Origin of the sequence: Bacillus sp. SIMBA_005, assembly GCF_046535585.1 — a bacterium.
GTDB lineage: Bacteria > Bacillota > Bacilli > Bacillales > Bacillaceae > Bacillus > Bacillus pumilus.
This window is the reverse complement of the sequence record NZ_JAWRWI010000015.1, coordinates 1-24,205: the sequence shown is the minus strand read 5'-3', so window position 1 is coordinate 24,205 and position 24,205 is coordinate 1. Positions and strand designations below refer to the sequence as shown.

At 39.2% G+C, this 24,205-nt stretch carries 26 protein-coding genes; 2 read left to right on the top strand and 24 right to left on the bottom strand.

The window, feature by feature from the left end; all coding sequences use genetic code 11:
• Positions 1 to 101 precede the first annotated feature (101 nt).
• The 24 genes from SB660_RS18375 to degS all read right to left on the bottom strand — a co-directional run bounded on the left by SB660_RS18375 (position 102) and on the right by degS (position 22,179).
• Positions 102 to 1,895: a M3 family oligoendopeptidase gene (locus SB660_RS18375; protein ID WP_058013573.1), complete on the bottom strand. Its 1,794-nt coding sequence runs from the start codon at positions 1,893 to 1,895 to the stop codon at positions 102 to 104.
• A 124-nt stretch (positions 1,896 to 2,019) separates the two neighbouring features.
• A protein-coding gene (prfB, locus tag SB660_RS18370; RefSeq protein ID WP_126741946.1) for a peptide chain release factor 2 occupies positions 2,020 to 3,121 on the bottom strand; the annotation gives its coding sequence in 2 pieces (ribosomal slippage) (positions 2,020 to 3,048 and positions 3,050 to 3,121; 1,101 coding nt in all).
• A 67-nt stretch (positions 3,122 to 3,188) separates the two neighbouring features.
• On the bottom strand, positions 3,189 to 5,714 hold the full coding sequence (gene secA / locus SB660_RS18365) for a preprotein translocase subunit SecA (RefSeq protein WP_012011417.1): 2,526 nt from the start codon (positions 5,712 to 5,714) through the stop codon (positions 3,189 to 3,191).
• A gap of 186 nt (positions 5,715 to 5,900) precedes the next feature.
• A complete protein-coding gene (hpf, locus tag SB660_RS18360) occupies positions 5,901 to 6,464 on the bottom strand; it encodes a ribosome hibernation-promoting factor, HPF/YfiA family (protein ID WP_003213481.1) in 564 nt (187 codons plus the stop codon).
• 189 nt (positions 6,465 to 6,653) lie between these two features.
• Positions 6,654 to 8,339: a methyl-accepting chemotaxis protein gene (locus SB660_RS18355; protein ID WP_410583669.1), complete on the bottom strand. Its 1,686-nt coding sequence runs from the start codon at positions 8,337 to 8,339 to the stop codon at positions 6,654 to 6,656.
• Between the two features lie 32 nt (positions 8,340 to 8,371).
• A complete protein-coding gene (locus SB660_RS18350; protein ID WP_058013569.1) occupies positions 8,372 to 8,752 on the bottom strand; it encodes a DUF8042 domain-containing protein in 381 nt (126 codons plus the stop codon).
• A gap of 13 nt (positions 8,753 to 8,765) precedes the next feature.
• A complete protein-coding gene (gene fliT, locus SB660_RS18345; RefSeq protein WP_339164063.1) occupies positions 8,766 to 9,107 on the bottom strand; it encodes a flagella biosynthesis regulatory protein FliT in 342 nt (113 codons plus the stop codon).
• On the bottom strand, positions 9,104 to 9,508 hold the full coding sequence (gene fliS / locus SB660_RS18340; protein WP_058013567.1) for a flagellar export chaperone FliS: 405 nt from the start codon (positions 9,506 to 9,508) through the stop codon (positions 9,104 to 9,106). Before fliS ends, fliT begins: the two co-directional genes overlap by 4 nt.
• A 17-nt stretch (positions 9,509 to 9,525) precedes the next feature.
• Positions 9,526 to 11,040: a flagellar hook-associated protein 2 gene (locus tag SB660_RS18335; RefSeq protein ID WP_410583666.1), complete on the bottom strand. Its 1,515-nt coding sequence runs from the start codon at positions 11,038 to 11,040 to the stop codon at positions 9,526 to 9,528.
• A 20-nt stretch (positions 11,041 to 11,060) separates the two neighbouring features.
• Entirely contained in the window at positions 11,061 to 11,402 is a 342-nt protein-coding gene (gene flaG, locus SB660_RS18330; protein WP_058013565.1) for a flagellar protein FlaG, read from the bottom strand.
• A gap of 161 nt (positions 11,403 to 11,563) precedes the next feature.
• Complete coding sequence (gene csrA / locus SB660_RS18325; RefSeq protein ID WP_058013564.1) at positions 11,564 to 11,788, bottom strand: carbon storage regulator CsrA; 225 nt, start codon at positions 11,786 to 11,788, stop codon at positions 11,564 to 11,566.
• Positions 11,782 to 12,216 carry a flagellar assembly protein FliW gene (gene fliW / locus SB660_RS18320; RefSeq protein ID WP_058013563.1) on the bottom strand — a complete coding sequence of 145 codons (435 nt, stop codon included), beginning with the start codon at positions 12,214 to 12,216 and terminating at the stop codon, positions 11,782 to 11,784. Before fliW ends, csrA begins: the two co-directional genes overlap by 7 nt.
• 27 nt (positions 12,217 to 12,243) lie before the next feature.
• Positions 12,244 to 12,822: a DUF6470 family protein gene (locus SB660_RS18315; RefSeq protein WP_306011280.1), complete on the bottom strand. Its 579-nt coding sequence runs from the start codon at positions 12,820 to 12,822 to the stop codon at positions 12,244 to 12,246.
• A gap of 48 nt (positions 12,823 to 12,870) precedes the next feature.
• Positions 12,871 to 13,782 carry a flagellar hook-associated protein FlgL gene (gene flgL, locus SB660_RS18310; protein ID WP_058013562.1) on the bottom strand — a complete coding sequence of 304 codons (912 nt, stop codon included), beginning with the start codon at positions 13,780 to 13,782 and terminating at the stop codon, positions 12,871 to 12,873.
• Positions 13,783 to 13,791: 9 nt separating this feature from the next.
• The gene (gene flgK, locus SB660_RS18305; protein WP_410583662.1) at positions 13,792 to 15,312 is read right to left on the bottom strand and encodes a flagellar hook-associated protein FlgK; all 1,521 of its coding nucleotides are present in this window, start codon (positions 15,310 to 15,312) and stop codon (positions 13,792 to 13,794) included.
• 15 nt (positions 15,313 to 15,327) lie between these two features.
• Positions 15,328 to 15,810: a flagellar protein FlgN gene (locus tag SB660_RS18300; RefSeq protein ID WP_169055792.1), complete on the bottom strand. Its 483-nt coding sequence runs from the start codon at positions 15,808 to 15,810 to the stop codon at positions 15,328 to 15,330.
• An 18-nt stretch (positions 15,811 to 15,828) separates the two neighbouring features.
• Positions 15,829 to 16,092, bottom strand: coding sequence for a flagellar biosynthesis anti-sigma factor FlgM (flgM, locus tag SB660_RS18295; RefSeq protein WP_003213252.1), 264 nt, complete (start codon positions 16,090 to 16,092; stop codon positions 15,829 to 15,831).
• Between the two features lie 79 nt (positions 16,093 to 16,171).
• Positions 16,172 to 16,591 (bottom strand): TIGR03826 family flagellar region protein, encoded by a 420-nt coding sequence (locus tag SB660_RS18290; protein WP_034660147.1) that lies wholly within the window; start codon positions 16,589 to 16,591, stop codon positions 16,172 to 16,174.
• 56 nt (positions 16,592 to 16,647) lie between these two features.
• Positions 16,648 to 17,334: a ComF family protein gene (locus SB660_RS18285; protein WP_180310006.1), complete on the bottom strand. Its 687-nt coding sequence runs from the start codon at positions 17,332 to 17,334 to the stop codon at positions 16,648 to 16,650.
• A complete protein-coding gene (gene comFB, locus SB660_RS18280) occupies positions 17,331 to 17,624 on the bottom strand; it encodes a late competence protein ComFB (protein ID WP_106066158.1) in 294 nt (97 codons plus the stop codon). Before comFB ends, SB660_RS18285 begins: the two co-directional genes overlap by 4 nt.
• 66 nt (positions 17,625 to 17,690) lie before the next feature.
• Complete coding sequence (locus tag SB660_RS18275; protein ID WP_410583659.1) at positions 17,691 to 19,070, bottom strand: ATP-dependent helicase ComFA; 1,380 nt, start codon at positions 19,068 to 19,070, stop codon at positions 17,691 to 17,693.
• 119 nt (positions 19,071 to 19,189) lie between these two features.
• The gene (locus tag SB660_RS18270) at positions 19,190 to 20,032 is read right to left on the bottom strand and encodes a DegV family protein (protein WP_058013557.1); all 843 of its coding nucleotides are present in this window, start codon (positions 20,030 to 20,032) and stop codon (positions 19,190 to 19,192) included.
• A gap of 217 nt (positions 20,033 to 20,249) precedes the next feature.
• The gene (gene degU / locus SB660_RS18265; protein WP_008348273.1) at positions 20,250 to 20,939 is read right to left on the bottom strand and encodes a two-component system response regulator DegU; all 690 of its coding nucleotides are present in this window, start codon (positions 20,937 to 20,939) and stop codon (positions 20,250 to 20,252) included.
• Between the two features lie 64 nt (positions 20,940 to 21,003).
• Entirely contained in the window at positions 21,004 to 22,179 is a 1,176-nt protein-coding gene (degS, locus tag SB660_RS18260; RefSeq protein ID WP_024719243.1) for a two-component sensor histidine kinase DegS, read from the bottom strand.
• 221 nt (positions 22,180 to 22,400) lie between these two features.
• Between degS and SB660_RS18255 the strand changes: the two genes are divergently transcribed.
• Both SB660_RS18255 and SB660_RS18250 read left to right on the top strand, forming a co-directional pair.
• Positions 22,401 to 23,069 carry a YigZ family protein gene (locus SB660_RS18255; protein ID WP_058013556.1) on the top strand — a complete coding sequence of 223 codons (669 nt, stop codon included), beginning with the start codon at positions 22,401 to 22,403 and terminating at the stop codon, positions 23,067 to 23,069.
• Positions 23,054 to 24,109: an LCP family protein gene (locus SB660_RS18250; RefSeq protein WP_410583655.1), complete on the top strand. Its 1,056-nt coding sequence runs from the start codon at positions 23,054 to 23,056 to the stop codon at positions 24,107 to 24,109. The genes SB660_RS18255 and SB660_RS18250 overlap by 16 nt, the downstream gene beginning before the upstream one ends.
• The last annotated feature ends 96 nt before the right edge of the window (positions 24,110 to 24,205 follow it).

Below are 24,205 nucleotides of genomic sequence, written 5' to 3'. Positions count from 1 at the left end.
TGATGTTTTTATCAAAAAAATGTGAAAACCCCACTTTTACTTGAAGTAAAGGTGGGGTTTGTCTACGGTCTGAAAGCTCCCGTAATGGGAGCTTTTCATTTTTACTTTTTCGTCGCTTCTAAAAACTCTTCAGCGTCTGCTACAGCGAGGCTAATGGCTTCCTCCCAAAAGTCTTTTTGGGTAAGATCGACACCTAAGTGCTTAAAGGCCAAATCTTCTACTGTCATTGAAGCTGTGTCCTTTAGTAATGCAATGTACTTTTCTTCAAATGAAGTACCAGCCTGCAAGGCTTTTGCATAAATCCCTAGTGAGAACATGTAGCCAAATGTGTATGGGAAATTATAAAACGGTACACCAGTGATATGGAAATGCAGCTTAGACGCCCAGAAATGCGGATGGTATTCATCTAATGAGTCGCCAAAGGCTTCTTTCTGCGCTTCTACCATCAGCTCATTCAACCGGTCCGCCGGCACTTCTCCTTGTTTACGCTCTTCATAAAAGCGCTGTTCAAACAAGAAACGAGATTGAATGTTCATGAAAAATGCGACACTCCGCTGCAGCTTATCCTCTAACAAGCTGAGGCGCTCCTCTTCATTTGCCGCTTCTTTTAAAGAAGCATCAGCCACAATCATTTCTGCGAATGTCGACGCCGTTTCAGCTACATTCATCGCATATTTGCGATTAAGAATACGAACATCCTGCATCACTTCCTGATGGAACGAATGACCAAGCTCATGCGCAAGTGTCGCCACATTGGATGGACTGCCTGAGAAGGTCATAAAAATGCGTGACTCTCCGCTGTCAGGGAAATTTGTACAAAAACCGCCTACTCGTTTGTTCGGGCGATCCTCAGCTTCTACCCAGCGCTCATTAAAGGCCTTTTCTGTAAAGGCAGCAAGCTCTTCTCCAAAGCCAGCGAAATGTTTCACAATAAAAGCAGCTGCTTCCTGGTACGGATAGATCTTGGTCTCACTGCCAATAGGAGCCCCAACATCAAACCAGCTTAGCTTATCCACTCCAAGCATGTCAGCCTTTCGATGTAAGTAATCAATGAATGGCTGTTTATGTTCATCAATCACAGACCACATAGCATCAAGGGTTTCTTGTTTCATCCGGCAAATATCAAGCGGCTCTTTTAAAATATGATCCCAGCCTCTTGCTTCATATACTTGCAAACGAAAACCTGCCAGATGATTGAGCGTGCTTGCAAATAGATGTTCGTCCTGCGTCCATGCATGCTCTAGGTTATGGTAAACAGCCTTTCTGACTTCACGGTCTGAATCATCCATCGCATTTTCCGCTTGGCCAACAGAGATCATCTGCGTTTCACCATGTTGTTCAAACGGAATCGTAATCTTATTTACCAAGCTAGAATAAAGCTCATCCCACGCATGGTAGCCATCTACGGCTAGCTTTTGAATCAATGTTTCTTGCTCAACAGGCAATTGATCCTTCACGCGCTCTCTGCGTTCATTTAATATGTAGCGAACATCTGAAAAGGCCTCTGAATTCATGAGATCTTCCCATTTTCCAGGAGAGATGGCCGCGAGCGCCTGATCAAACAGCGCAAGAATGGTACCTAAATCAGCTTCCAGCTTAGCAATCGTACTTCGAAGACTACCAGCTTTCATATCCTTTGTATTTTGCGATTGAAGACAGGATACAAATGAACCTGCTTGAGACAGTTTTTTATATGTGGTTTCATACGTGTCAAGGACAGACGTTAACCTATTTTCAATGTGTGTATCTTCATTTGAAAAGGCATCGACCTTTTGTCGTAATTCATCTAATAGCTGCTCAATGTGTTGCAAGTATGTTTTAAATTCTGGTGAAGAGCTGCCTCCTTTAAAAAAGGCATCTAAATCCCACGTCTCTTGTAATCGTGTTAATCCCAAAATATTTCCCCCTTTATTTGCTAATTTCATCATACAAAGGATATAGAGTCAGTATGGCGTATGTATTCCTTTATATTCATTATATTTTCTCACAATAAAAAAAACCCGGCAAGAAGCCGAGTTTTTATGATAATTTCGAACGTAAGTAAGCGTCGATAAATGAATCTAAATCTCCATCCATGACCGCTTGAACATTTCCCATCTCCGTATTGGTTCGATGGTCTTTCACAAGAGAATACGGATGGAATACATAAGAGCGAATTTGGCTTCCCCAGCCAATTTCTTTCTGCTCTCCTCTAATTTCATCCAATTCAGCCTGCTGTTCTTCGATCCGTCTTTGATAAAGTTTCGATTTCAGCATTTTCATCGCACGATCTCTGTTTTTGATTTGTGATCTTTCTGTTTGGCATGTCACCACGACATTGGTTGGAATGTGTGTAATACGAACGGCAGAGTCAGTCGTATTGACGTGCTGTCCACCGGCGCCGCTTGCACGATACGTATCTACTTTGATATCTTCTGTTCGAATATCAATATCGATTTCTTCATTGAACTCAGGCATGACATCACAGGAAACGAAAGACGTATGCCTGCGGCCAGATGAATCAAAAGGAGAAATACGAACCAAACGATGGACGCCTTTTTCTGCTTTTAAGTACCCGTATGCGTTATGCCCTTTGATGAGCAATGTCACAGACTTAATTCCTGCTTCATCACCAGGAAGATAATCGAGTGTTTCAACCTTAAAGCCTCTGCGCTCTGCCCATCGAGTATACATTCTCAGAAGCATAGAACCCCAGTCCTGTGATTCAGTACCGCCTGCGCCTGGGTGAAGCTCGAGGATGGCATTGTTTTTATCATATGGTTCACTTAAGAGAAGCTGCAGTTCAAACTCGTTAAATTGCTTGGTTAAATTCTTCAGCTCTTTCTCAAGCTCTACATGAAGCTCCTCGTCATAATCTTCCTTTAATAGGTCATGTGTCATTTGCAGCTCTTCATGAGATTCACTGAGCTCATGGTATGAATTCACATTATCCTTTAGTGCATTGGCTTCATTGATGACGCCTTGTGCCTTTTGCTGATCATTCCAAAAATCAGCCTCTGACATTGTCGCTTCGAGTTCTGCAATTTTGGCTTCTTTTGTTTCGAGGTCAAAGAGACCCCCTAAAATCAGCTAGCCTGCTAGCCATATTTTCAAGCTCTTGTCTAATTTCTACTAATTCCATATCCTTCACCTCATAGATGTATGGGGGCTGACATGAATAGAAAGAGGTTTTCACCTCTTTCTATTACTTATTCTGTCTTCCCATGACAATTTTTATATTTCTTGCCGCTTCCGCAGTGACATGGTGAGTTTCGACCAATGTCGACGACTTTACGTACCGGCTTCTTTTTCACTGTCTTCTCCTCATCCCCCTCTTGAGGCTGATGAGCTGTTGTTTGACCTTGAACGACTTCTTCGCGTTCTAAGTTGTTTTGGATTTCTGATTTCAAGACATATTTGGCCACATCATCTTCGATTGAAGCGACCATATGCTCAAACATCGCAAATCCTTCCATTTGATACTCACGAAGCGGATTTGTTTGTGCATACGCACGTAAATGAATCCCTTGACGCAGTTGATCCATTGCATCGATATGATCCATCCACTTTGAATCCACCGCACGAAGAACGATGACTTTTTCAAATTCTCGCATTTGTTCATCGCCATATGTTTCTTCTTTTGCATCGTATTTTTCTTTAATACGATCCATAATAAAGGAGGTGATTTCATCTGCTTCTTTACCGTAAATGTCCTTAACCGAAATGGCTCCTTCATCTAAATAGTTCGTGTTGATTAATTCAACAAGCCCATCTAGTTTCCATTCTTCAGGAAGCTCTTCTTTCGGCGTATAAGAACCAACAGCGCGCTCAATTGAAGACTGAATCATATTGATCACAATCGATTTTAAGTTATCAGAATCAATGACTTCAAAGCGCTGCTTGTAAATCACTTCACGCTGCTGACGAAGTACATCGTCATATTGCAGAAGCTGTTTACGTGAATCAAAGTTGTTCCCCTCAACGCGTTTTTGAGATGATTCAACGGCTTTAGACACCATTTTACTTTGGATAGGTGTAGTGTCATCCATGCCAAAGCGGTCAAGCATTGCCATCGTGCGCTCTGCACCAAATCGGCGCATCAATTCATCTTCCATAGAGAGATAGAATTGGGTAATCCCTGGGTCTCCTTGACGACCAGAACGTCCACGCAGCTGGTTATCAATACGTCGTGATTCATGACGCTCTGTCCCAATTACAGCTAGACCGCCAAGCTCTTTGACGCCTTCGCCAAGCTTGATGTCCGTACCACGTCCTGCCATGTTGGTTGCAATGGTGACGGCACCCTTTTGACCAGCCTCTTCAATAATTTGTGCCTCACGCTCATGGTTTTTCGCATTTAACACTTGATGAGGAATCCCTTTATTTTTAAGCAGCTTAGAAATAAGCTCAGACGTCTCAACCGCTACTGTTCCGACAAGCACTGGCTGCCCTGTCATATAGCGCTGCGCAACATCTTCAGCCACTGCTTTAAATTTACCTTCCATTGTGCGGTAAATTAAATCAGGTCTGTCATCACGAACCACTGGTTGATTGGTCGGGATTGTCACAACCTGCATGTTGTAAATGTTACGGAATTCTTCTTCTTCCGTTTTCGCTGTACCGGTCATACCAGAAAGCTTTTCATACATGCGGAAGTAGTTCTGGAACGTAATCGTTGCAAGGGTCATACTTTCGTTCTGCACTTCGAGACCTTCTTTTGCCTCAATGGCTTGATGCAGACCTTCACTATAACGGCGTCCTTTCATGAGACGTCCTGTGAAAGAGTCGACAATAACGACTTGACCTTCTTCAACGACATAATCCACATCTTTTTGCATCGCAACATGTGCCTTTAGCGCCTGGGCGATGTGATGGTTCAGTGCGACATGTTTTACATCGAATAAGTTTTCGATGCCGAATGCTTTTTCTGCTTTCGTCATTCCGCTTTCTGTCAGCTGAACACTTTTTGTTTTAATATCGTATGTGAAATCATCTTCAATTTTTAGTGTACGAACAAATGCATTCGCTTGTACGTAAAGCTTTGTAGATTTCGCAGCTTGTCCAGAAATAATAAGAGGTGTTCTCGCTTCATCAATTAAGATGGAGTCAACCTCATCAATCACGGCATAATGAAGCGGTCTTTGAACCATTTGCTCTTTGTAAAGAACCATGTTATCCCGTAAATAGTCAAAGCCAAGTTCGTTGTTTGTGGAATACGTAATATCAGCGGCATACGCTTCTCTTTTTTCATCTTTGTCTAAGCTGTTTAAGTTTAAGCCAACCGTTAAGCCAAGAAATTCAAAAATCTTGCCCATTTCCTCTGCATCACGACTTGCCAAATATTCGTTGACTGTCACAATGTGGACGCCTTTTCCAGAAAGAGCATTTAAATAAACAGGCATTGTTGAAGTCAACGTTTTACCTTCACCTGTTTTCATCTCAGAGATGTTGCCTTCATGAAGCGCGATCCCCCCCATGAGCTGCACCTTAAATGGGAACATTCCTGTCACGCGGCGTGATGCCTCGCGAACCGTTGCAAATGCTTCAACCAACAGGTCATCCACGGATTGTCCTTTTTCAAGTTTTTCTTTAAATTCGATCGTTTTATTTCGTAAAGCCTCGTCAGATAATTTCTCGAAATCTTGAGCGAGAGCTTCAATTTCATTTGCTTTTTTTTCATATTTGCTGATCGTACGTTTCGTAGGATCAAACACTTTGTTTAAGATTCCAAGCATATAATAACGCTCCTCTATTTCATGCAATTTTTCGGCATGTCCAAAAGATTGACAGGTCCATATTTACCTGCATTTATCATACCATACCTTCCTTCATTTCCAAAGAATTTGCAATGATTTCGCACAAAAAACCCGCCCCTCATAGAGGGAACGGGTTTACTTTTTTTAGGTTATTTTTAGATCAGATTAAGCGTTTGGCTCAATGAGTCCATATTTTCCATCATTTCGGCGATAGACCACATTGGTCAAATTTGTCTCAGCATTTGTGAAGACGAAGAAACTATGACCTAACATGTTCATTTGAAGAATGGCCTCTTCGCTATCCATCGGTTTTAAATTGAAACGTTTTTGTCTGACGATTTCTGTTTCATCAATTTCTTCGTCATCTTGAACAGCTACATCAGCCGTCCCATTTCCTCCAGCAAATAAGTGCTTTTTGGCACCTTGCTCGCGGAATTTACGGTTTACTTTTGTTTTGTGCTTTCGAATTTGACGTTCTAATTTACTGGCTGCTAGGTCTACTGCATTGTACATATCTTCATTATGCACCTCAGCTCGAAGTGCTAGATCAGTCATTGGAATGGTAACCTCAACTTTAGATTCTTGATCATTGTAAAACTTCAAGTTCACGTTGACTGAAGCATCTACGTCTGTCTCAAAATAACGCTCCAGCTTTCCAATTTTTTTCTCGACATGATCTCTTAGTGCAGGTGTTACATCGATGTTTTCTCCTCTGACATTGTAATTCATGTAAAGAACGCCTCCTTTAAAATTAAGGATATGTAAACCTATTTCTACTTTTCCCTCCTTTTCTCCTGCTCAAACGTAAAAAAAATGTGAATATTTATTGAAATTTGTCGAATTTTGCGGTGCTTCAACTGTTGCTTGATAGGTGATGAATATATATTCGGCTCATTCTTGAAAAAGACCAGCACACATTTAAATGGTGAAAGATGATATTGATGTTTTCAGCGATTGAGATAAGGTTTTTAAGTCTTCTGCCGCTGCTTTCATTTCTTCATTTGCTGCCAATGATTCTTCAACAGCCGCAGACATGTACTCCGTCTCTTCTGAATTGCGTTTGGCTCCTTCTTCAATGACCCCAACCGTCTGGGATATTTCCTCTGTACTAGCTGAAATCTCCTCAGCAGTGGCTGAAAGTTCCTCTGCTTTCATCGAAATATCACGAATAGATTCCAGGATTTCATGAAAACTCTGTTCTGACAATTGCGATACTTTCACACCTTCTGCTACATCCTGCTCAACCTTTGTCATCGTATGTGATGATTTTTCAGTATCTTTGTTCACGTTCCCGAGCAATTGACTAATTTGATCTGTCAGCTGACTAGATTCTTCCGCCAGTTTCCTCACTTCATCTGCTACTACCGCAAAGCCTCTCCCATTCTCTCCCGCTCTTGACGCTTCAATAGCAGCATTTAAAGCAAGCAAATTCGTTTGATCAGCGATTGCATGGATATGACTTAACAAATCTTCAATGCCAGTAAACTGGGCTTGTACATGAGCCATTGTGGAATGGTGCTCGTTCACAGACGCTTTGATAGAGCTCATTTGTTTTACGAATTGCTGAATAAGCGCTGCACCCTCTTCAGCCTTTTCAGTCACTGAAATTGAGTGACCCGAAACATCGGATGTGTGCTCAGCTGCATTTTGCATACCAGTCGAGACTTCTTGAATGGCAGAAGCTACTTTTCCGACCGCCTCTGATTGTTCACGTGAAGCTTCACTAACCTGTTCAATCGAGCTAGATGTCTGCTCACTGGCTGATATGGTTTGATGAATCGTTTCCTCAAACTGAGCAGCAGAATCAGCTAATTGTCTTGATCCTTGTTGCACCTGTAAAATGAGCTGACGCAAATGCTTTGTCATTTGATTAAAAGCAGTACCGAGCTGCCCAATCTCATTTTTAGAGGTCACTTCAATCTCTTCAAGTGTAAGGTCACCATCTGCCATCCTTCTTGCAGCATTTGTGACAGACACAATCGGCTTTGTCATACGATAAACGAATCTTGTCCCAATCAACAAAAAGCCAACAATAATAACCGCACTAACTAGAATGAGAGTGAATAGTAATTGACTACTGTCTTGGTTGAGCTGATTGATTTTTTGGTCACGCTGCTTTAACTGGGTTTGAGCAAATTCTTTTGTAAAGGTATGTATTTCTTGTTCGATAGGTTGTAATTCTTGATTGAGGCGTGTGTTGAATTCTTTTTGATTTTGCATATTCAATGAATTAAATAGTCGGTTCGTTGAGGTGTAGTAGAGATAATTCTTTTCTGAGATTTGATCTAATAGATTTTTTGCTTGTTTGACAGTGCTCATGTTTGCAGCTTCCGTTGTTTTCTTATTAATCTCTTCATATGTTTGCTCAATTTTCTGTAAATTTTCAGCATCTTGCACGACAACATAGGTTTTGATTTGTGCTTCCTGTTTTTGCAAAAGCGCCTCTAATTCCAGTGAGGTCTGATAAAGCTTCACTTCTTTATTGAGAAGCGTCTTGTAGGATTGATCTGTTTTGTAATAGATAAAGCTTGAGAATCCTAAAATACTGACAAACAATACACATATGACAATAAGCCCAAATAAAAATTGATTTTTTAGTCTCATAATTTCCTCCGAAAGTCTGAATTGAACAAAAATTAATGAATGACATACGGCCTCATACAGGCATGTATTTCATCCATCCACTTTCTATATTCAGGTATAAAATATGATGTAAGGAATGATTGGAAGTGTATTGAAGGGAATGTATAGAAAGCTAGTATATCAAAACTTAAAAAAATTTGATCAAACGAACGAATCGTTTTGGCAAAGTGCTCATTTTCTATAATTGAAAGCAGAAGGGGATGAGTTGTCTCTAAATGAAAGAAGGCATGGATCAGATCATTAAAGATCCGATCCCCTTCAGTTTTAGCAAAATCCTTCTCAATTTCATCTAAATATTTTAGACTCTCTTCTATCGTAAATAGAAGTTCATAATATGTGGTTAATAAAATATAGTCATCTGAACGATACGCCACAGATCTCACCTATTTATTTCCGTTTATCGTAGTATACGCCGTCACTTGTCATGGACTGGTACGGATTTTGATAATTCAGCTGTTTCGTTTTCTTTTTTTGAATGGCTTGAATATCCGCTTTGATTCCATTTTGGATCACAGTTAATTGCTTTGCCATCTGTTGATCTGTTTGGATAATTTCTTTGATTTTTTCTTTTTCTTGCTCTGTCAGCTCATGCTGAATCTCTCTCATTAATTCGTCTCTCTCAATTAAAAAGGCATCAAAGTCTTCAACTAAGGTGTCACTTTGCGGATTTGACGTTATTTCGGCTGCCATTTTTAATGTTTGGTCATGCAGCTGATCCACAATACTCATAGAGATCCTCCAATAGAGTGGTGGCGCCCTTTTCGATCGGTTTGAATAACTTCCTTCCACGCATCACGAAAATCAGTTACGTATTGCTCTACTTCATTCAACATCTCTTCGTCATTTTGAAGATTGGCTTCAATCAGTCTGCGATAAATGTAATCGTACATACTTGCCATACTCTTTGATACGTCATAAGAACGATTTAAGGTGACATTTAATTCTTGAATGATGTTTTGAGCCTTTTTCAGGTTCACATTTCTCGTTTCTGCATCCTCTTTTTGAATGGCATACTTCGCTAGTCTAATGAACTTTAAGCAGCCTTCATAAAGCATAAGCGTCAACTCGGCAGGTGTTGCAGTCTCAATAGAATTTTTCTGATAGGCGGCATAAGGGTTCTGAATTGCCATATGTTATAAACCTCCAATTATTGTCCAAGCAGTTGAGAAAGATAGCCAGATTGGTTGTTTAGCTTTTGAATCGCGCTATCCATGGCGTTAAACTTTTTGTAGTAACGGGCTTCAACAAGTTTCAAACGGTCTTGGAATGTATCCATTCGTTTTGTTAAAGAATCAAGGTCCTTACCCAGTCCGTATTCCTTTAATTCCATTGTTGTGCTGCCAGCCTTTGTTTGGATGCTCTTCGTGAAGGCTGATAAGGAATTTTTGACACGATGAATGATTCCTTGTTCATTATATTGCTGCTGCGCTTTGTCTTTGTCTTTAGAATCCACGTTTAATGAACCTGAGATAAACATTTGACTGATCTTCTGCGGATCTTCTTCAATGGCTTTTCTTAATTTTTCTTCATTAATTTCAAGCTTCCCGCCATCTTTATATTTATTTGAAGTGGTAATTCCGATTTGTGTGATATGAATTTTATTTGCATCACTTGTCGTAATATCAGCATAAAAATCACTTCTTATTTTAGAGGCACCACCTCGTAAAATGGAATCACTTCTCAGCAAGCCAGACTTCGCTGTCGTTTCCCATAGCTCCACTTCTTTGTCAGACATTGCTTTTTTCTCTTCTGCTGTTAAAGGATGATAGTCCCTATTTCTTTTTTCATTGACTTTGCCATTGACCTGCTCAACAAGTTCATTGTATTTATCAACAAATTGTTTAATTTTATCAAAGATTGTATCGACATCTGTTGAAACGTTTAAGCTGACAGGCTTATCTGTTGTTCCTTTTAGCTCGTACGTAATACCAGCCTGCGTGAATGTATTATTGTTATTTTCCATTTTGAGACCATTAATTTCATATTGCGCTTTCTGCCCTTGAGTGGTCGCAACTAATTTGTTATCTCCATCCACTTGGAATCCTAATTGCGTTAAAAATGATGCAGAATTGCCATCCGTAGCCTTAATACTGACACCTTCACCAGTCGTACGTGAAGTCAGAGCAATCGTATCCACGTAGTTTGTTCCATCAAAAATTTGGCCTTTATAAGCCGTGACACCTAGTTGGGAGTTGTTCAATTTTGACATGATTGAATCAAGGGTATCTGTATCAGTAGTATTAATGGTCACTGTTTTGGGTGTCGTAGAATCTGGTGTCGTCACCTCAAACGTAAATGTACCGTTTGCAGCAGTAAATCCAGATGTACCAGAAGATTTGAATACAGAAGCTGTCGCTAGTTGGGTCACATTAATCGAGCCAGAGGTAGCATTTGTTGATCCGGTTGCTGTGACAGCAGATTCGTTTGAGCTTGTGACCTTTTTTGCGCCATAAGTACTTGGATATGTTAAATTTAGTTTGGAAATGAGATCATCTAATTCTTTGACCTTTGAATTGACCTCACGATAACTGTCTCTTTGCCATTCAAGTGTTTGTTTCTGGCGTGTCATTTTATCAAGTGGTGCTTGTTCTGTTTTCATGAGTTTTGATACGATTTCATCAATATCAAACACATTCGAAAATCCCGTAATTCGATTAACCATTGTTTATGTTCTCCCTTCAATTACATTCTTTTATCTACAAATAAACCGACAATTTCTGTCATCGCCGCATAGAAATCAAGCCATTCCTTGGAAGGAATCTCTCTAATGACTTCTTCTGTTTGGTTATCTACGACTTTGACATAATATTCATTGAGTTTTTCATGTAATTCAAATTGCAGATGAAATTGCGTAGGCTCAATGAGCTTGTTTGCCCCTTGAAGCGTTTTTTCAATTTCTTCTTTTGAAACGACCTTGCCATTTGCTTGTGAGTCAGAGTTTACATTGTCATTCTGTTTATTAGAAACACGGGTTTGAAATGCATCAATAATTGGCTCTAGCGATGTCAATTTACCAACAGACATAGTTATTCAGCTCCTGTGCTTTAATCTATCTTTTATATCGGCTTTGAATTTGCAAATTAAATATAGATGGACCGATTTGTTAAAGTTTCCTATAGATTATGAACATCTGTATTGATACGCTTTCACACGGAGAAGGACAACTGAATGCGATAAAAAAATCCTCACTTTTTTTGTGAGGATAATTGAGAGAGGAGATCTAAAGATAAACTCGCAGCACGACTGTTCTCTTCTTGAATAGACAGGTACACTTCTTTCCTGTGAATATCAATGTGCTTAGGAGCTTCAATCCCGATTTTCACTTGATCACCTTCGATTGAAATAATCTTAACTTCAATATCATCGCCTATTTGAATCGACTGGTTTAATTTACGAGATAGAACTAACATGAGGATGCCACCTCTAACAAATGTTTTGTATGATAGGCTGAATCATGCAAAATCACCTGCTTGGCTTTCATGTTTTTGCGGTTCACAATAATAGGCGCTCTTAAATTGGCTGTCGTTTTTTCAATAGAAGATTCCATTGTTAAGATCACCATGACTTCCACTTCATTCGCATCTTCTACTTCTAGAATATCTACGACCGTTTCGTCTAGATCGAATTCATATTGATTGAAAAATAAAAACGGACTGCTGACAATAAAGCCTAACTCTGCGTTTTTCAATGATTGAAGAACTAAAAATGGAGACTCGTCTGATAAAGGTAAAATGACAAACTGTTTTTGATCCAGAAATCCTGGTATTCCATTAGAGAAGTTGATAATTTGCTCCTCTTTGATTGTCACTTCACCATGGTATTTTGTTTGAATGATCATAATTCACGACCTTTTTCTTTTTCTTAACTATACCTTATCACCATTTTGGCCCGTTTCGTCAACTTCTATTTTTAAATCTGGGTATTGTAACATATCGATATTGACCTTACCTGGCTGGTAGTTAACGATTGGTTTATGAGGCGTTGCCTCTATGATAGCTTTTTGAGGCTCCACATCAATTTGAAGCTCAGATGGCTGATAGTGAATTTTCACACTAAAGAATGAAGGGATCACACCAATGGTGAATTGTTTGGCTGGAGGAGCGCCATTGATTTTGGCAAACTCAGCAATTGCATTCCCACCATTCTCAATCTTGATGAGCTCACTACCTTCTTCCGCTCTTCTGCCCATTCCTTCTCCAACAGCACGTTTCCCCTCAGCTGCCCATTCCTCAGAACGTCTAAAAATCGACTTGATATCCATATCGGCAAATGCCTCGGTTTGATCTATAGTTAATTTTGACGGTGTCCTTTTGATATTCATAATAGCTTTGGGCTGCTGAATTTCAAGGTCCGCTCTGGGCTGCTCTACTTCTTGCCGGGATGGAGTTGTCGACATTTGCAGCTTTGCATAGGTTTGTTGCATTAACAATCTAGGGATTTGCATATTGGTACACCTCCATGATGCAAAAAAGCACCCAACGGATGCTTTTTATTATCTTAAGAAATCGACTAGGGATGGCTGAATAACTTTAGCCGTCGTTGCTAAAGCTGCTCTATTCACAGTCTCTTGTTGAAGAAGATCAAGAATCGCTTTTTCACTTTCTACATCTTCATTATCGGATTTAGCATCTTTCAGCACTTGGAATTGTGAAGTCAAACGGCTGCCTACTAAGTCAACACGATTTGAACGGGCTCCTAAGTCCGAGCGCTCAGCACTCATCACTTCTTTAAACTGATCGATACTTCCTAACGCATCATCAGAATTTGCGAACGTTCCATTTTTCAATGAGTTTTCTAAATCCGTCAGCATTTCAATGACATTTTGACCGCTGGCAGACTGTCCACCAAACGCTGAAATTGGATTTGAGTTCACATTTAAAGTGATACCATCAGAAATGTTCGACTTAACAGAATTTGCATCTGTATAGTTTTCAAAGTTAAACGTAAACGTACCATCTGCGTTCTCAACAACTGGTTTGACATTTGTATTCGTACCATTAAATACGAATTTACCTAACATCTGAGTGTTCATCGCGTCAATGATTTGTTTCTTCATCTGACTAATTTCTACTCCGATAGCTGCTAAATCTTCTGGCTGCTTTGTTCCATTAGCCGCATCAAGCACTTTATCTCGTACATTTGACATAATATCAATGATTTCAGTGACACTTGTTTCAGATGTATCAATCCAGTTCTGTGCTTCATTTAAGTTTTTTTGATATTGTTCATTTCGAAACATTGCTGTGCTATATTGAAGGCTTTTTACTGCTGCAACAGGATCATCAGACGTTTTTGTGAAACGTCTCCCTGTTTGTGCCTGCTCATTTATTTTAGAAAGTTTTTCATAACTTTTACTAATATTACGAAGTGAGTTTTGAGAAATCATACCTTGTGTGACTCGCATCAGTTATACCTACCTTCCTACGACACCCATGCCGTTTATTACTTTATCCAATATTTCATCTTGTAATGTCACAACTCTCGCAGCTGCATTATATGCATGCTGAAATTGGATCATATTCGTCATTTCTTCATCAATGGAAACAGCACTCGTCGACATTCTACGTTCATTGGCTGAATTGACAAGAGCGGCTGAACTGCTTTCTAGCGTCATGTTCTTTTTCCCTTGAATCCCCATCTCAGCGATGACATTTTGGTAGTAATCCTGGATCGTTGTTGTATTGCCACCGATTGGTAACTTTAAGTCTTGTATATTTGCTAATTTTGTGGCATTCGAACCGTCACCTTGTGTTTGATTGAGAGATGCTGCAATATTATCTGTCGATGCTAAAATGACATCACTCACTTTGATACGAGCAGCTAAGCCTTTATTCAATTCATTGTTATTCTCAATATCAAAGAAGTCTTGTCCACTTGTGCCATTTAACGTGTACCCCTGCTTATGCACATCGTTAAATGTATCCATAAATACTTGTGCTACTTCATCCAGCTCTGTAAGCATATCTGGATACATGCCTTTTTCAGCACCATTTGACATGTAGCCATAAGCCTCAACAAGTGCTTTTACTTTACCATTCACTTGAAGCTGATCTGCTGCAATGGTTGTTGTTCCGAATTGAAGTGAGTTAACAAGTCCCGTTGTATTATCATAGGAGATTTGCAGTTCAGATTTTTCGTTCGTAATGCCATTCAAAATCGTTCCAGCAGATTGTCCATTTGCACCGATAATGTCGATGTTGACAGTTCCTTCTGCAATTTTGAGTGCATTCCCGCCAGATGGATTATAGCTCACTTTAATATCAACAAGTGAAGATAATTGATCTACTAACGCATCACGCGTATCATATAGATCATTTGGAAGATATCCGTTTGGCTCAACTTTTGCAATCTGTTTGTTCACTTCATCTATTTGAGATAAAATCGTGTTCACATTTTTGGATGTTGAGTCGAGTTCTGTTTTTAAATTCTTTTGTATCGTTGTTAAAGACGAATTAAGTAGACGGAATTGATCTACTAATGCCTGTGCACTTGTTTTAACAACTGTACGCGCAGACGCTGTATCGGCATTTTTTGTTTCGGATAGGACCTGTAATGATTTCCAAAGGTTATCAAAGGCTCTATTTAAGCCTTCATCCGTCAAATCATTCATAACTCCCTCCATTTGCGAAAGGGCGTCAGATTTTGTTGAGTAGTAAGACAAATTATTGTTATGATCTCTGAATTGCAGATCTAAAAAGCTGTCTCGAATTCTTTCAACGGTTCCAACTTCAACACCTGTCCCCATTTGGCCATACGTCTTGCCGTCATAAACTGAAATGACTGGATAAGGATTATCTGCTTTAAAGGTAACTCTTTGTCTTGAGTAGCCATCCGTATTTGCATTGGAGACGTTGTTTGATGTGACATAAAGCCCTGCACGCTGGGCTGTGATTCCTCTTTTTGCCGTTTCTAGTCCCATGAATGTAGAACCCATTGGTATCCTCCTTGTTTACGCCTTTGAATCAAACAAAGCCCTCTGCTGTTTAGGCTTTGAACTCTCAAGACCATTTTGTCCGTAATTCATATTCTCTTTATTAGGGTTAACGAGCTCGAATGTCAGTGAAATAAATTGAAGCGACTGCTGAATGAGCTGTTTGTTCAGTTCATTTACATCTTTCAGTTCCACCATGATGTCATTTAATTTGTCATATAACGAAATGAGCTCTTCTTGATCCGAACCTTCAGCCTTTTCGATACACGCGGTGATGGTTGGCGGTTCATCACTTTGTAAAAATTGAACTGTCGCTTCAATTCGTTTTTCTTCTAATTGAGAAATGGCCTGAATATATTTTTGTTCTAAATTCAGAACCTCTGAAAGAGCATCAATCTCATTGCTTTTCAGCATTTCTGTTTTATCCTTCGACAGCTTCAAAAGCTGTTCATGCAATCCATAGAGACGATGCAGCTCTTCAATGATTATTTTAACTGACATTCACGCTACTCCCTTTTGTTATTGTTGTTTATAAAAATTCAGCATTTTATCAGCAATGCCCTTTGTATCTACTTGATATGTTCCGGCTTCAATGCTTTTTTTAATTTGGTCTATTTTATCTTGGCGTTCTTTCATGATATTCGGCACCTTTTGCATTTCGATTGCCTTTTTAGAAATTTCGACTTTATCAGTTGATTTCGCTTGATTTGATTGCAACGTTTGTTTCTCATATGTTTTCTTGTAAGGATTTACTGGCTGTGTTCCATATCGATTAATTTTCACGGGATTCCTCTCGCTTTCCGTTACAGTCTGTCTTGATTCTATCCATTTTATCGACCAAACTGCAACTTAGTTTAGGGAATCAATCGTTTTTAGGATTAATGGCATAATAGGTGTCTTTTTTCCTAGATTCAATCTCCCTTTTACGCTCTTCTTCTTGGTTCATTTGACTCATTTGCGAATGAATGTCCTGTTCACATTGGCTGCAGAGCTTGTTTTTTCTGATCGGTTGGCCACATCTTTCACAAGGATAGTTGATATTCGGAAATTGGCTAATTTGAAGTCTTTTCAAACGGATAAATTTCAAGATTAATTCTTCATCAACTTCTGTTGCATCTACTATTTCAGCAATGGTTGATTGTCTATTACTTTGCTTTCGCAAGAATTTATAAACGATATCAAAAGAACGTTCTTCTTCTTCAAAGCATTTGTTACAAACCGTTTGGATGGTCGTTTTTAAAAACAGCTGATTACATTGTGGACAGTTTGCCAATTGATTCATAACCAAAACCCCTTACGTTATTTTCTCTTCTTATTATCGGTTAATTATCCTGAATTTTAACTACGGATCAACGTAAATGAGGAAACACTTTTCGCACCTGCTTCTTTTAAAATTCTCGCCGCATCATAAATGGTAGCCCCTGTTGTATAAATATCGTCAATTAAGATAACATCCCTTTGAACGATGGCATCTGTCTGATTGATTTGAAACATTCCTTTTTGATCTAAACGTTCATTTTTCTTTTTCTTGGACTGTTTGCTTTGATGTATTTTCACAAGCGGCTGCTGGATCGGCTGACCAATCAAGGAAGCAAGTATAACGGACTGATTAAACCCTCTTTCATTTAGTCTTTCTTTACTTAAAGGAATCGGGATCAGTACAGGTTCTTTAATTGAAAAGGAACGCTTAAATATCGCTTGGACATCTTGTTTAAAAAGCTCAGCTAATGCTGTATCACCTCGAAATTTAAAGCGGGAAAGGACATCTTTCATCAAATCGTTGTAAGCATAGACAGACCTATTTTTCACAAGTACTGTAGTAGAATCAAGACGTTCTTTCCACCTGGAACAGTCTTGACATAATTGATCATTCGACTGCGCTCTCCCACAAGCTGGACAAATCGGGCGTTGAATTTTTTCTAGGCGATGCTTACATGCTATACATAGACGATCTTCATTTAATAGAAGTAATGATTTCCATGTAAAAGAAGCGACAAAATGCCCCTCACAAATTTGGCAGATCAATTGTTATCCTTATTTATTGGCAGTCGATTTTCGCATCTTGGAAATGTGGAGACCTTTGAAGCGGCTTCTGTCAGGATGACCAGCATGGCCGTATTCTTCTGTTTGTCTACCATCTCCGATTTACTGTAAGATATTTTATCGATGTCTGTTATATACTGAGGCTTCACTTGATTCAGTGAAATCGCTAATACATCTTCTATACACTTTTCACAGTGACAAATCATGTTTAATTGGTTGAGATATTGATAGAGGATTTCCTTGAGAAGTGTTTCTTTTGCATTGAGTAGCATAATTGTCTCTCCTGCCATTTGTGTATTGTGAATATAAATGTACCATGAAATTTAGTTGAACCCACATTATTTTTCAGAGAACTCTTTTTCAGCTGTATCATTCATTTTTACAATATGCTTCTTTGCTTGTTTCATATTTCTCGTTAAACCAAAATGAAAAAAGAAAACATCTCCTTTAAAAAAATCAGGATGTCTACCTGCTCTACCAGAAATCTGAACAAGTGCACTTTCTGTAAAGATAGTAGATTCTGCACCTAGTACCCCCACTTGTACATTTGGAATCGTTACGCCTCTTTCTAGAATTGTGGTTGTAACTAGTACATCGTATTTATCATCTCTGAATTGCTGAACCTTTTGTTTCCTGTCTGGATCTTCAGCAGACACCCCTTCTACATTTAAGTGGTGCTTTCTAAGAACCTTCGTTACCTTCTTCATAGTAGAAATAGAAGGAACAAAAAATAAAGTTCTTCTCTTTTTTGTAATATGATTCTGCATCCAATTCATTACTTTAGATGGGAGCTGATTCTTCTTTAATTTCTTCTTCCAATTTCCAACCCAATGAAAGGATGGGACGGGTAAAGGTTGTTGGTGAAAGCGCAGAGGAATTTTTATCGCTTCTAGTTGTCCGCAAAATACATCTTTTATCATTTTTTTAGACGGCGTCGCACTTAAATAAACCCTAACCCCCTTCTTTCTCATTGCCTTTAAAACAGCAAATTGGAGACGTTCATCGATTGAATAAGGAAAGGCGTCCACTTCATCAATAATGAGCACATCAAATGCATGTTTATATCTCATCAACTGGTGAGTTGTAGCGATGACTAGCGGTGCTATTTGGAACCTTTGAGGACTTCCTCCATAAAGAACAGCTATGTTCAGTCCTTGAAATGCTTTCTTAAGCCGCGGCTCTAGTTCAAGGACAACATCAGTTCTAGGTGTCGCAATGCAGACACTCATTCGTTGATATAAGGCATATTCTATTCCGTGAAAAAGCACCTCTGTTTTCCCTGCCCCGCAAACTGCCCAGATGAGTAAATCAGATTTGCTTTTTATCGCTTCGATTAATTTTTCTGATGCTCTTTTTTGTCCTTTAGACAGGTTTCCCTGCCATGTTAATTCCGTGTGACATGGTTCTTCCATTTGTGGACCCGTCCATTCATAAAGAAAGCCACATTCCTTTGTTTTCCCCATTATGATGCATGCTCTACAGTACACACAATCTTTTTGACACTTGTCACACGGAGAGTGGGCAAAGTACCAATTTTTTGATACACCACATCTGCAGCAAATTAGACCATTTGCTTTCCTCTCAATAGCAGGTGTTCGCATAACTAACCCCTTCTCCTCCAACCAATTCAAATCAGACTGCGAGCATCTTGTTTCAGCAGTAAGCAGGTGACGTGACTGCAGGTGCTGCCCTAGTTCCATTGCTTTGTCCATGTTCAATTTCAACAAACACCTTTCAACTGATGTTTGCCTATTATGCGCAAAGACATGATCTTTCGTCCAATAGCTAAAAAAGAAAAACAAAACCCCTTTTCTAAGAGAAAAGGGGTTTTTAGGATTTATCTCATCACCCAGCCAAGAGCTAAGGAGCCTTCGCCTAGATGAGTGCCGATTACAGCACCAAAATAGCTTTTATAAAATTCAACATGAGGATATTTTTCTGATAAGTGCGCAATTAAATCGTCTACTTCTTCTTCTCTATTACCATGTATCACTGTTGCTCTCATCGGGACACCGCGTGATGCATCTTCGTCAAATAATTCAAACATACGTGAAATGGCTTTTTTCCGTGTACGAATCTTCTCAAAAGGGACAATTAGCTTGTTGTCAAAATGCAGTATAGGCTTTACCTTTAAGAGGCTCCCAATAAAAGCCTGAGCACCATTTAATCTGCCGCCTCTTTGTAAATGAGTTAAATCGTCTACCATAAAATAAGCTCTCTGATGCTCTTTCAGGTAATTGAGATGGGCTAACACTTCTTCTAGAGAAGCACCAGCTTGGATTTTTTCAGCAGCTTCTATCACATAAAAACCTTGCGCCATACAGCTAGTTTCTGTATCAAACGGATAAATATCAATTCCGTCAACTAGGTCATTTGCTGAGGCTGCACTATTATATGTTCCACTAATTCCACTAGAAAGGTGAATACTAATCACTGCATCGTATGTTTCACTTAGTTTTTCATATAATTCTATTAGTTCACCGAAAGCAGGCTGAGAGGTGGTTGGAAGGTCTTTATGCTTTTTGACTTCTTCATAATATGTCTTCCAATCCATTTCTATTTCTTCACGGTATGATTCGTTGCCAAAAATGACATTAAGAGGGATCATATGAATATGATGTTTATCACGCAGCTCTTGTGGTATATAAGCAGTACTGTCTGTTACAACGGCTATTTTCATTCTTAAATACCTTCCTTGTCCGTTAAGTTGCTCTTTTTTATTTTTAAAGAATATTCATTGTGCTTCATTAGATTTATAATAGTAATCAAAAAAGCCTGCCTAATCAATAGGCAAGCCCGTTATATCCGAAAAAGACTCCTTATCTACCTATCATTTCTCTCCAATTAACATGTGAGAGAATCAAAAACAGGCGAAAAAGGAGTGCTTGTCCGGAATATTATCTCATTTCTACCCAGCCGTTCTTAATTGCTACAACAACAGCTTGTGTACGGTCGTTTACATTCATTTTTTGTAAAATGTTACTCACGTGGTTTTTGACTGTTTTCTCACTAATAAAGAGCGACTCACCAATTCCTCTATTGCTCTTTCCGTCAGCTAACATTTGAAGTACTTCGCACTCACGTCTCGTTAAGATATGAAGTGGTCTCCGAATTTCAGGATATACTTCATGCTGCGGATGTGCTGAAACGCCGCTAGTCGCTAGGCGACGGAATTCATTTACTAAGTTATGAGTAACTTTCGGATGTAAATAAGATCCTCCGTCAGCTACGACTTTCACTGCTTCAATGAGCGTGTCTGCATCCATTTCTTTTAACAGGTAACCTCTTGCTCCTGTTTTTAATGCATGTGTCACATAGTTTTCATCGTCATGAATAGATAGAATAATGACTTTTGATTCGGGATAAAGCTCAACTAGCTGCTTTGTAGCCTCTACACCATTTACATTCGGCATATTAATGTCCATAATGACAACATCCGGATGATAGTGTTCTACGATACGTGCAGCTTCGTCACCGTCGTCTCCTTCTGCAACTACTTCAAAAGTAGGTTCAAAATCTAAAATCCGTTTAACACCTTCACGGAATAATTGGTGATCATCAATAATTACAATATTTACTTTAGTCACAAGCTACGCCTCCCCATGTTTATTGTTCTACACCTGAACTTTATGGTCAATATGTCTTTTGTCTCTATTTTACAATTTTATTTTGCAATGTTAATGGCACGCGAATCATGATGAATGTCCCTAGACCTATTTTTGAGTCTATGGTCATTTTACCTTCCAGTAAGTCTACGCGTTCTTTCATGCCAAGTAAACCGAAGGATTTGTTTTTGTTTGTTTTCACATCTTTCATATCAAAGCCTTTTCCATCGTCTTTGATAATTAACGTGACAAAGTCTTTCGTCACTTCTACTTTTACAGAGATTTCTTCAGCTTCGGAATGCTTCAATGAATTTGTGACAGCTTCTTGGGCTAGTCTAAACAGTGCCACTTCGAATTGAGAAGCAATTCTTTCATTTTCTGTATCCCCTAGGCATTGGAACGTGATCTTGGTTTTTCCATCATACTCTTCGATTGTGTTTAAATATTTTCTTAGCGTCGGAATGAGACCCAAATCATCTAAAGCCATTGGTCTTAAATCATAAATGATTCTTCTCACTTCGTACAGAGCATTTCGCACATTCTGTCTGAGACTTCTAATTTCTTTAAAGCCTTCTTCTGTCCCACGATCTCTGAAAATCCGTTCAATTAATTCAGAGCGCATCATCACGTTTGCCAGCATCTGTGCCGGACCGTCATGAATTTCACGGGATACCCTTTTACGTTCTTCTTCTTGGGCTTCAATAATTCTAAGTCCAAAATCTTGTTTTGCTTGAGCATCTTCAAGTAACACGCCAACTTGGCGTAAGTCCTGATTGAGATAGTTGAGAACCACTGTGATCTGGCTCACAAGCGTTTCAGAGCGTTCAATGACGTCTTGCAGGCTTAACAATCGCCTTTCCAGATCGTCTCTTCTTTCTCTCAGCTGCTTTTCGCGCTGCTGGATCATGGTGAGTTCCACTTGCAGATTATGTGCTTTTTCGTAGGCCTCCCGTATTTCTTCTTCGCTAAATTTGTTGAAGTTTCTGCTGACCTCAGATAAACGATTTCTAGCATGTCTCGTATGGACTTCTAGTTTATCCCCAAAATCAATTACTTCGTTTACTTGCTGTTTGATTTGCTTCAGCTCTTCTACAAGGCTTTCATATTGTTGACGGGACTGTTCGCCTATCCTAAATACTTCGTCCTTGCTGCCATCAACTGTACTTAGCATTTTCATGATGATTGAATCCAATAATTTCGGATCCATTTTAGGTGTTGTCATGGCTTTTCCCTCCCGTAACAGTGATGTCATCTTTTTTTATTATAAATGTCATTGATCTGCATTTTATGTCGAATTATAATGAAAGAATGCGTATAAATCATGAAGTTTTTATGACGACCCTTTTTCTACCCCTATCATCATAACAAAATACGCTGTAAAATTCTAAAACCAATGCAAATTTTCTCTAGTCTTACAATTTGCTTTTCAGGAGGGTATGTCTTTTGCTGAATCGCTATCTTACAGTAAAAAGCCGTGGCGAGCATGAGATCGTCATTGAAAAATCACGTTTTATTTGTCATATACAGCGTGCTGTCTCAGAAGAAGAAGCACAAGCATTTATACAATCCATTAAAAAACAACATTGGAATGCCACACATAATTGTTCTGCCTATCTCATTGGAGAACATGACCTGATTCAAAAAGCGAATGATGATGGTGAACCAAGTGGTACAGCAGGTGTGCCAATGCTTGAAGTGTTAAAAAAACGGAAGCTGAAAGATACAGTCGTAGTAGTCACTCGTTATTTCGGCGGTATTAAGCTAGGCGCCGGTGGTTTGATTCGTGCCTACGGAAAATCTGTATCAGAAGCCATCAACCATGTTGGAATGGTAGAGCGCTGTTTAATGCGTACGATGCACACAACAATAGATTATACATGGCTTGGAAAGGTAGAGAATGAGCTTAGAGCCTCATCTTTTCAGCTAAAAGAAATTCATTATACAGAAGATGTTATTTTTGAGACATATGTAGAAGAAACACAAACAGAGCAATTCATCGAATGGATGACTGAGCTGACAAATGGAAAAAGTGTTACAAAAGAAGGCGAACTGATTTATTTAGAAAAGGACATTGGTCCGATAAAGGAGACAGATGAATGGCACAACGAGTAAAAGTGCGTGTACGAAAGAAAAAGAGTAAGAAGAAGAAAATTTTCAAACGTATCCTGGTCTTATTTTTGCTTCTTATCATCTGCATGGGCGGATTTGCAGTCTATAAAATAGTCAATACACTTCAAGCTGCTGACAAAACATATGATGAACTAGACCGCGGAGAGAAATCGAAGCTTCGTGATGCGGTCATTGATATTAAAAAGAAGCCCTTCTCTGTGCTATTTGTCGGAATTGAGGATTATGCCACAGATGGTGATCATGGCCGTTCAGATTCACTTATTGTCGCAACAATTAACCCTCAAGACAAAACGATGAAAATGGTTAGTATCCCTCGTGACACACGCGTACAGCTTGCAAGTGACACGACAGGAAGTAAAGAAAAGATCAATGCAGCATATGCTAAAGGCGGTAAAGACGAAACGATCGAAACTGTCGAACAATTCTTGAATATTCCGATTGATAAATATGCGACCGTTGATTTTGACGGATTCAAGGATGTCATTGATGAAGTCGGTGGAATTGATATCGATGTTCCATTTGACTTCAATGAAAAAAGTGATGTGAAAAAATCGAAAAAGATTTATTTCAAAAAAGGCAATATGCATTTAAACGGGGAAGAAGCACTTGCTTACGCACGGATGAGAAAACAAGATCCACGAGGTGATTTTGGACGTAATGATCGTCAGAAACAAATTTTACGTGCAATGATTGATCAAATGTCGAAGCCAAATAACATTGCGAACGTCGATAATATCGCCAAAGAAGTCAGTGATCACATTTCAACCAACTTCCGTATCACAGAAGGTCTAGCGCTTCAGCAAATCTACGGCGGGTTTAAGGGAGACGACACAGAAACACTTTCTATTAAAGGGTCAGATCTTTATTTAGGACCAAATCGAACGTATTACTTTGAGCCAGATCAAACCAATCTAGCTAACGTACAAAATGAATTACGGACGCATTTAAAGCTTCCTGCTGAATCTTCGACTGAAACAGGATCAAGTGATACAACTAATCCTTCCAGCACAACAGGCCAATAATAAAAACAGCCCAGTTCCTAGGGGACTGACCCCATAAGATGAGACAAATAAAAAACACCTTCAAGTTTGAAAACGGATCGTTGTGATCCGAAATAA

What these genes read in the sequence shown, in the direction of transcription:
- comFB (WP_106066158.1), bottom strand. Translation starts at nt 17,624, where the DNA reads ATGCTACTCAATGCAAAAGAAACACTTCTCAAGGAAATCCTCTATCAA.
- fliS (WP_058013567.1), bottom strand. Translation starts at nt 9,508, where the DNA reads ATGGCAATTCAGAACCCTTATGCCGCCTATCAGAAAAATTCTATTGAG.
- flgK (WP_410583662.1), bottom strand. Translation starts at nt 15,312, where the DNA reads ATGGGTTCTACATTCATGGGACTAGAAACGGCAAAAAGAGGAATCACA.
- secA (WP_012011417.1), bottom strand. Translation starts at nt 5,714, where the DNA reads ATGCTTGGAATCTTAAACAAAGTGTTTGATCCTACGAAACGTACGATC.
- flgL (WP_058013562.1), bottom strand. Translation starts at nt 13,782, where the DNA reads ATGCGAGTCACACAAGGTATGATTTCTCAAAACTCACTTCGTAATATT.
- SB660_RS18300 (WP_169055792.1), bottom strand. Translation starts at nt 15,810, where the DNA reads ATGTCAGTTAAAATAATCATTGAAGAGCTGCATCGTCTCTATGGATTG.
- fliW (WP_058013563.1), bottom strand. Translation starts at nt 12,216, where the DNA reads ATGATCATTCAAACAAAATACCATGGTGAAGTGACAATCAAAGAGGAG.
- flaG (WP_058013565.1), bottom strand. Translation starts at nt 11,402, where the DNA reads ATGTCTGTTGGTAAATTGACATCGCTAGAGCCAATTATTGATGCATTT.
- SB660_RS18290 (WP_034660147.1), bottom strand. Translation starts at nt 16,591, where the DNA reads ATGAATCAATTGGCAAACTGTCCACAATGTAATCAGCTGTTTTTAAAA.
- SB660_RS18355 (WP_410583669.1), bottom strand. Translation starts at nt 8,339, where the DNA reads ATGAGACTAAAAAATCAATTTTTATTTGGGCTTATTGTCATATGTGTA.
- csrA (WP_058013564.1), bottom strand. Translation starts at nt 11,788, where the DNA reads ATGTTAGTTCTATCTCGTAAATTAAACCAGTCGATTCAAATAGGCGAT.
- SB660_RS18270 (WP_058013557.1), bottom strand. Translation starts at nt 20,032, where the DNA reads ATGAAAATAGCCGTTGTAACAGACAGTACTGCTTATATACCACAAGAG.
- SB660_RS18335 (WP_410583666.1), bottom strand. Translation starts at nt 11,040, where the DNA reads ATGGTTAATCGAATTACGGGATTTTCGAATGTGTTTGATATTGATGAA.
- fliT (WP_339164063.1), bottom strand. Translation starts at nt 9,107, where the DNA reads ATGAGTATTGTGGATCAGCTGCATGACCAAACATTAAAAATGGCAGCC.
- SB660_RS18250 (WP_410583655.1), top strand. Translation starts at nt 23,054, where the DNA reads ATGGCACAACGAGTAAAAGTGCGTGTACGAAAGAAAAAGAGTAAGAAG.
- hpf (WP_003213481.1), bottom strand. Translation starts at nt 6,464, where the DNA reads ATGAATTACAATGTCAGAGGAGAAAACATCGATGTAACACCTGCACTA.
- degS (WP_024719243.1), bottom strand. Translation starts at nt 22,179, where the DNA reads ATGACAACACCTAAAATGGATCCGAAATTATTGGATTCAATCATCATG.
- SB660_RS18315 (WP_306011280.1), bottom strand. Translation starts at nt 12,822, where the DNA reads ATGCAAATCCCTAGATTGTTAATGCAACAAACCTATGCAAAGCTGCAA.